The organism is Syntrophorhabdaceae bacterium, assembly GCA_035541755.1.
GTDB lineage: Bacteria > Desulfobacterota > Syntrophorhabdia > Syntrophorhabdales > Syntrophorhabdaceae > PNOF01.
Genome location: DATKMQ010000168.1, coordinates 1 through 6,995 on the forward strand (window position 1 = coordinate 1; position 6,995 = coordinate 6,995).

The 6,995-nt window shown below is 51.1% G+C and carries 7 protein-coding genes and 1 tRNA gene; 3 read left to right on the top strand and 5 right to left on the bottom strand.

Going from position 1 to position 6,995, the window contains the following annotated elements; all coding sequences use genetic code 11:
- Positions 1-85 precede the first annotated feature (85 nt).
- The 4 genes from VMT62_16480 to VMT62_16495 form a co-directional block, all read right to left on the bottom strand.
- On the bottom strand, positions 86-277 hold the full coding sequence (locus VMT62_16480; protein ID HVN98028.1) for a hypothetical protein: 192 nt from the start codon (positions 275-277) through the stop codon (positions 86-88).
- Positions 278-406: 129 nt separating this feature from the next.
- Entirely contained in the window at positions 407-871 is a 465-nt protein-coding gene (locus VMT62_16485) for a Fur family transcriptional regulator (GenBank protein ID HVN98029.1), read from the bottom strand.
- Between the two features lie 161 nt (positions 872-1,032).
- Positions 1,033-1,117: transfer RNA gene (locus VMT62_16490), tRNA-Leu, on the bottom strand.
- A gap of 8 nt (positions 1,118-1,125) precedes the next feature.
- Complete coding sequence (locus VMT62_16495) at positions 1,126-1,317, bottom strand: hypothetical protein (GenBank protein HVN98030.1); 192 nt, start codon at positions 1,315-1,317, stop codon at positions 1,126-1,128.
- A 165-nt stretch (positions 1,318-1,482) separates the two neighbouring features.
- Between VMT62_16495 and plsY the strand changes: the two genes are divergently transcribed.
- Positions 1,483-2,070: a glycerol-3-phosphate 1-O-acyltransferase PlsY gene (plsY, locus tag VMT62_16500; GenBank protein ID HVN98031.1), complete on the top strand. Its 588-nt coding sequence runs from the start codon at positions 1,483-1,485 to the stop codon at positions 2,068-2,070.
- Between the two features lie 21 nt (positions 2,071-2,091).
- On the opposite strand, the gene VMT62_16505 is transcribed toward plsY, so the two are convergent.
- A complete protein-coding gene (locus VMT62_16505) occupies positions 2,092-3,849 on the bottom strand; it encodes an adenine deaminase C-terminal domain-containing protein (GenBank protein HVN98032.1) in 1,758 nt (585 codons plus the stop codon).
- Between the two features lie 340 nt (positions 3,850-4,189).
- On the opposite strand from VMT62_16505, the gene VMT62_16510 reads away from it, so the two are divergent.
- Entirely contained in the window at positions 4,190-5,446 is a 1,257-nt protein-coding gene (locus tag VMT62_16510) for an MFS transporter (protein HVN98033.1), read from the top strand.
- A 53-nt stretch (positions 5,447-5,499) separates the two neighbouring features.
- Positions 5,500-6,711: a YhjD/YihY/BrkB family envelope integrity protein gene (locus VMT62_16515; protein ID HVN98034.1), complete on the top strand. Its 1,212-nt coding sequence runs from the start codon at positions 5,500-5,502 to the stop codon at positions 6,709-6,711.
- Positions 6,712-6,995 lie beyond the last annotated feature (284 nt).

A 6,995-nucleotide genomic window follows, 5' to 3' on the forward strand; every position in this document is an offset into this window, starting at 1 on the left:
AATTCCAGAAAAGTTAGACGGCTTAATGAAAGCGAAAATAGAAGCGAAATAGAAGCGAGTATTTCAGCAACCAAATCCAATAAAATTAATTAGTTAGCTGGGGTGGGTGAAGGGTCTCGAACTCTTTGGCGTAGTTGAAACCCTCGCCCATGGGATTTGACTTGGAGGAGTGCTGGTGCAAGATATCGAGCCTCAATTGGTTGGGCCACCAGTCCCTATTTGTCGTGCCGCCCCCTGCAGTGTGTTCGTAAACTCTGTCTGTTTTTTTGTCATCCATGGTAATTACTCCTTTGGTTCTGCGAATTGTTGAAGAGCGCTGCTATGAACCGTACCGTTTCGCTGGCCAACTGGCTGAGGAATCAGTGAACAAGCCCATGCCAAATAAAACGGGAAGGACACAGGTCCGTTAGCCATTCTTGTCCTCGACGCACTTATCTCCGTGCGCTCGTGCCTGTGCGCGGCAGTCCCTGCAATACCCGTAATACTCGAGCCTCGTGTCCGTAACCGAGAAGCCCTTTTCCTTGCTTATCTGCTGCCGGTCGGCAACAGGAGACACTTTGTAGTCAAAGATCTTACCGCAACGCTTACAGATTAGATTGAGGTGTTCTTCAAGGTTACCTTCGTAGCGGTTCTCCATTGCATCAAACTGCAGCGTCTTGACGATACCCAGTCGGGAGAGCTCGTTAAGCGTTGCATAGGTTGTGGACAGGCTCAAACTTTTCTTTTTCTTTTTCGCCTCCTCATGCACGGAACGGGCGCCAGGATGGGAATCACGCTTTCCGGCAAACACCTCGATGATAGCGAGCCTCTGAGGCGTAACCTTGAGCCCCTCCTTCCTGAGCTTATCGACCGCCGAGTCTTTAGTATTCAAGAATGATTCCTAATGATCATCATAATGCACGTGCAGGATTTGTCAAGTGGGTTTTGAAATTGAGGGTAATGCTCGGGTCATCAATGAGAATATAATAATTTCAGGATCGGGTGTGCGGAGCTTATTTTGTGGATATGTTGAAGAAATGGGTGGAATATTAATGCCCGGGACGGGGCTTGAACCCGTACAGAGCAAAGCTCCGAGGGATTTTAAGTCCCTTGCGTCTGCCAATTCCGCCACCCAGGCATGTTAAGCTATGTCGTCTTCTTTACCGGTTCTCTCTTCTGTGCCGCGATATTCGGATCAATGTTACCCGGCCCTCCACAGTCGGGTATATAACAGCTCACGTCTCGGAACGTGCAGTCTTCTTTGCAGGAAGGACACTTATCAGGCGGGGCATCGGCCCCGAAGGTGTAGCCGCAACTCACACATTGCCATTGAGTCATATATATCACCTCCACAATTGCTGCCGGTTCTGACTCTTCTCAATTAAAGTATATAGCAGGAATTGAATGGCTTGTAAAGCACTAACGCCGCGGAGATTTAAGCTCTGCAGCGCATAGATGGTGTTGTGTATTGACAAGGGCTTTGGTTTCCACTATCTTAAGTGAATGCTTCACATCCTGTTTGTCTGCTGCGCTTACCTGATAGGCTCCGTGCCTGTGGGCGTGCTTCTTGCCCGAATCAAAGGCAAAGACCCTCGAAAGACAGGGAGCGGCAATATCGGGGCCACGAACGTCATGAGGTCGGCGGGCAAGGGGCTTGGGATCATGACGCTCTTTTGCGATGTGCTTAAAGGGTTTCTCCCCGTGTTCATAGCCATTGAGCAAGGCGACCCGCATATGTTCGTCGCCCTCGTGGGGCTTGCAGTTTTCCTGGGACACATATTTCCCGTTTTCTTGAAGTTCAAAGGAGGAAAGGGCGTTGCAACCGCTGCGGGTGTCTATCTCGCCATAGCGCCCATGACTCTGCTTATCTGTTTTGTCCTCTTCGTCGTGGTTTTTCTGACATGGCGGTATGTGTCGGTGGGATCACTCGCTGGTACGGGCGTCATGCCAATTGCGCTCTTTGCACTCAAGGCCCCTTTGGCGTATTGTCTCCTTTCTGTAGCGCTTGGCCTCTGTATTTACATAAAGCACAAAGAGAATATCAGGAGGCTTTTCGCGGGGAGAGAGAACAAAATCAGTTTCTCGAAATAGAATCGCCCGCAACCGTTCCAGTCATCCCTGTTTGTCCTTCACAAAAATAGAGACGAGCTTCTTTTTCTTTACATCAACAAGCCCTTTGTCTGAGATCCTGAGGAAAGGTAGTCCCGTGAAGGGGATGGTCTGGATGTTGAGAAAAGGCCTCGCAAGGCTCGCGCCTATCTCCTGTAATGTTCGTTCAAGCTCCTCTGTCTTACGCGCAATCTCTTCAATGGGCGCGCGGGACATGATGCCGAAAAGCGGCATAGGCAGTTCGTAAACAACTTTGCCATCCCGAGCGATCACGATACCCCCCTGCATATCGATCAACCTGTTCACAGCAACTTCCATATCTTTTTCGTGGCTTCCGATGGTGAGGATATTGCCCGTGTCCCATATCACCGTTGTGGCCACGGCCCCGTTCTTGATGCCCGTGCCCCTGATAAATCCTCTGCCTCGTTGTGCGGGTTTCCTCTTATTGATAACGGCAACGGGGATGATATCGTTTGATAGGTCTTTTTCCAGGTAGCCACCGCTGACCGTTGTCTTTACCTCGACTTCCTTGGTGATGGTTGGATTTACGATCTCGATGACCCGGATGGTTTGGCGCTTTCCCCGCGCCTTGATCTTGAAATCGTCTTCGCTCACGTGCTTCGTTGTGATGGTTTTCTGTACGTTTAGCGGGTATTGATGAGGCTTGATTGCCTTCAGGAATTTTCCGGACTCCCAGACGATCTCGCCGCCCGCCATGACCTTCTCGATGGCCACGCGGTCAAGATCACTTAAGAAAAGCATATCGGCATACCTCAAAGGGGCGATGGCCCCGAGATATCTCATGCCATAATAATCCGCAGGGTTGATGGTTACCATCTTGATCGCCTCCATCGGCGAGAAGCCGTAGCGTATGGCCTTTCTTACGATAGAGTCGAGATATCCCTCCCGAGAGAGCATCACGGCGTCGAAGAAATCCGAGACGAGCATTAATCGTCGCTTGTCGAAGGTCATGTCCTTGAGCTTTGATAGCTCGGGCAGTTCCTGTCTCACGAAGCCCTCTCGGATCATTATGTAGAGGCCGGAGCGTAACTTCTCCATCACTTCATCCACGTTGATCGATTCGTGGCAGGAGGTAATGCCTGTCAGGATATACTCGATAAGTCTTTTTCCTCGGGCTCCGGCGGAATGGCCGTCAAGGCGTTTGTTGAGAGAGAGCGCGTACGCTGCCTGGCTCAATATTCTTTTGTCTCCGCCCACTATCCGTGTCCAGTAGGCTTCCCCGATACCGACCACGTCATCTCTTTTGAGCATGGCGGAAAACTCTCTAAGCGTGAGTCCCAGAGAATTTTCCATCCGGGGAAAAGGTGGCGTGAGAGGCGGCGCGAGAAAGAAACACCTGAGCGGGTAGCCGCGAGTGCCCTCCATATAAGCCCTCAGGCCCTCCATGCCGGCGGCGCACGAGGTGGCGCTCGTCTCTGTCACCACTGTGGTGGTGCCTCCCCTAATTGCATAAGGGACGAATTCAGAAAAGGAATAGATGCCGTCTACGTGCGTATGGGCATCTATAAAGCCCGGGCAGAGATAGAGGCCCCTGGCGTCAATTACATTGGCAGACTTGTACGAAGCGGCAAGCGCGTTCTCTTCGACTGATGCTATATAGCCGTCCTTAATGATCAGAGAAAAACCTTCATCAATGCTATTGGTAAAGACGTTCACAATCTTTCCATTCGTAATGATAGCATCAGGTGGAACTGTGCCTTTTACCACATTGAGCAAGGTAGTTATAGTTTGTCTGTTCATAAAATGTCCTCTTTCATTTTTCTGGGGCTCACGTCGCCCCCTCCGGCAGCGAAGCTGTCGGAGCCTTCCCCTCTCGCGACAGAAGTCGCTGGTTCGGCTGTCTGTGCGGGGCCTACCATCTGCCCCCTTCCACGAGCATAAGCTCGTGGAGCCTTCCCCTCTCGCGACAGAAGTCGCCATAGAGAGTCTCTTGCCGGTTCCGGGGTTCATCATTCGTCCTCTCCACGAGCACAGGCGCATGGGTGAGCCGCGAATCTATTCTACATAAAATAGAAGGGTTTTGTAAATTTTTCCCTGGAAAGGCGGCCGCGATTCGTGGTACCTGAAAGGCATGAGGCGAATGAACGGTTATCGCTGGTCCATTTTCGGGGTGCTCGGGGCTCAGTACCTCATCGTCTATTTTCACAGGGTTGCTCCGGCTGTGGTGGCGCGGGAGCTCACCCAGGCGTTCTCGATCTCCGGGGCATCGCTAGGCCTTTTAGCTTCGGCATACTTCTATCCTTACGCTGCCATGCAGATCCCTGTGGGCCTTATCACCGATTCATGGGGGGCAAAGAAGACTATCGTACTTTTTAGCCTCATCGCCTCCGTTGGCACCGTGCTCTTCGGCTTATCCCCCGGTTTCAAGATTGCCCTTTTATCGAGGGCCGTGGTTGGGTTCGGACTCTCCGCCATATTTGTGGCCGTCATGTGTATCCTCGCCGAGTGGTTTCGCGCAGAAGAACTTGCCAGGGTATCGGGGGTGCTCATGGCAGTGGGCGGCGTCGGATGGTTCTCAGCCACAACCCCGCTCGCGCTCTCGACCGTAAGGCTCGGCTGGAGGGCTTCCATGATCCTCGTCGGCATCGTTTCTGTCGTCATTACGTCATTGATTTGGTTTTTTGTGCAAGAGAGGCCGTCGCAGGCAAGAGGCCCGATCTATTCGGGCAATCGGGGCTGCGAGCCGGAAGTACAGGCAAGACCCGTGATGCGGGATCTGAAGATCATTTCCAGAGACACCTCCTTCTGGGCGATAGCGGTTTGGTTTGTCATGAGGGGAGGGGCACTCTTTGGTTTTTTCGGTCTCTGGGCCGGGCCTTACCTCGTGGACGTGCACAGGCTCTCGCAGGGTGCGGCGGGAGGCATACTCTCTATGATCGCTTTCGCGATGATCTTTGGCAGTCCCCTCATCGGTCATCTTTCCGACAGGACGCTCCGAAGCAGAAGCAAGGTACTCGTTGGAACCTCGGTTCTCAACTGTATTTGCTGGCTAACGATGCTCATTTTCTTTGAAAGGTTGTCAGTACCGTGGCTGTTTCTGCTTTTTTTTCTCCTTGGGGTCACGATCAGTTCTGTCGGCACCTTAGCCGTTGTGACGGCGAAAGAACTGTTTCCTTCGGAGATTGCCGGGACTTCCATGGGCGCTATCAATCTTTTTCCCTTTGTGGGGGCCGTCATCTTCCAGCCGTTTATGGGTTACGTCCTTGATAAGGCGGGCAAAGTCGGCGGCATGTATCAGGTCCATGCGTATAAAACCTTGCTCTGGGTTCTCTTCATTACTTCTCTTGTCGCCCTTGCGAGTATCATGCAGTGCAGGGAGACATTCAAAAGAAATTGATGGCAGGCATTTCTATAAATCTGTGATATTCTTTTAGGTGAAGCGGGGATAATATGAGCAGACCAAAAGGATCGAGACTCAGTTCCGCCTTCCTTATCTTGAGGGAATCCATGCGTTCATTTGTAAAGAATAATGATTTCGACACGGCGGCCTCTCTTGCGTATTATGGTTTCTTCGCTTTCATCCCACTGTTTTTTATTGTGCTCTCTTTCCTTAGTCTGAAGACGATGTCGCCGCAGGTGCTCATAGGCGCTATCGAGCACGTTACTGGCCATATATTTCCTCAGTTCGGAAAGGTGATCAGCGATGAGATGCATTTTCTCACAGAGCACAGAAATGCGGTAGGTTTGTTCGGGTTCATTGCACTCTTCTGGTCGATTACGCCGCTCATCAACGCGGCAAGAAATGTCTTTGCCACTATTTTCAACGTGGAAAACAAACCCTCCCTGTTCAAGGCGGTCACCGTGGACTTGATCGCCCTGTCCGTCATCATTCTGCTCTTCGGAGCGCTCCTTATCAGTGAGCTCTATTTTGACACATTCTCAAGGGGCATGCGGGTGAGGGGGGTTCTTGTTTTTCGACTGATCGATTATGTGGTGCCATTCGTGGTTACGTTTCTGTCAATCCTCTTCTTTTATGTGATCTTTTCACCCCTTCGGCTCAAGGTAGGCCATCTTCTGATCGCGTCACTATTTGTGGCATTTTTCTGGACCTTCATGAAGGAATTGTTTTCCGGGTTTGTCTTTTCGAATCCCCATTATGGTTTTGCCTTCGGTTCCCTGAGGGCGATCTTTGTTGTGATCATCTGGTCATATTGTTCTTTTTGTATGCTCCTTTTCGGGGCCGAGATGATGGCGAGCATGAGGAACCGGGAGATCATTCTGCTCAAGAAACTCTTTTTCAAAAGACCCGTTTCAAAAGGGGTGAAGAGGCAGATCGTGGAGAAGTTTGTGAGAGATTACAACGAGGGTGAGATGATTTATGAAGCGGGCGAACCGGCAAACTGCATGTTTCACATCCTGTCCGGCGAGGTAAGTATTCGCAAGGGCGATGCGCCGGGCCAGACGCTCGGGCAGGGGGCGTACTTCGGTGACATATCCATGTTCCTCGAGGAGCCGAGGACAGACAGCGCTCTCGCCTCAACCGATAACACGCAACTCGCTATCATCTCGCGTAGTAATTTTCAGACCATTATAAAAGAACATCCTGCCGTGGCCATCAATATACTCAAAGAGATGGCCCTAAGACTGAGAACCAGGGGTTAGTTCCGCAATCTCATCTGAAGATCCCGCGCGTGGTATGCACAAAACTCCATCGGCCATTTTCGCCGGCAATTTTCTCTTGACAAAAAGATCAGAAATGATAAAACATTCTATGAACATGCTTTTCATTGTATGGAACGACTGCGGTGAACCAAAGAACAATTTGGGGGATCGGTAAGCCCTGCTTAACAGCGGATAGGAAACATGCTTGACTAAATCTCAGGAGAGGGGTGAAATCCATGGAATACTGGAACGCGTACACTGAAACACTGCCGCGGGAAAAGCTC

Excerpts from the sequence above, each read along its gene's own strand:
- plsY (HVN98031.1), top strand. The coding sequence starts at position 1,483 with ATGCTTCACATCCTGTTTGTCTGCTGCGCTTACCTGATAGGCTCCGTG.
- VMT62_16515 (HVN98034.1), top strand. The coding sequence starts at position 5,500 with ATGAGCAGACCAAAAGGATCGAGACTCAGTTCCGCCTTCCTTATCTTG.
- VMT62_16495 (HVN98030.1), bottom strand. The coding sequence starts at position 1,317 with ATGACTCAATGGCAATGTGTGAGTTGCGGCTACACCTTCGGGGCCGAT.
- VMT62_16510 (HVN98033.1), top strand. The coding sequence starts at position 4,190 with ATGAACGGTTATCGCTGGTCCATTTTCGGGGTGCTCGGGGCTCAGTAC.
- VMT62_16480 (HVN98028.1), bottom strand. The coding sequence starts at position 277 with ATGGATGACAAAAAAACAGACAGAGTTTACGAACACACTGCAGGGGGC.
- VMT62_16505 (HVN98032.1), bottom strand. The coding sequence starts at position 3,849 with ATGAACAGACAAACTATAACTACCTTGCTCAATGTGGTAAAAGGCACA.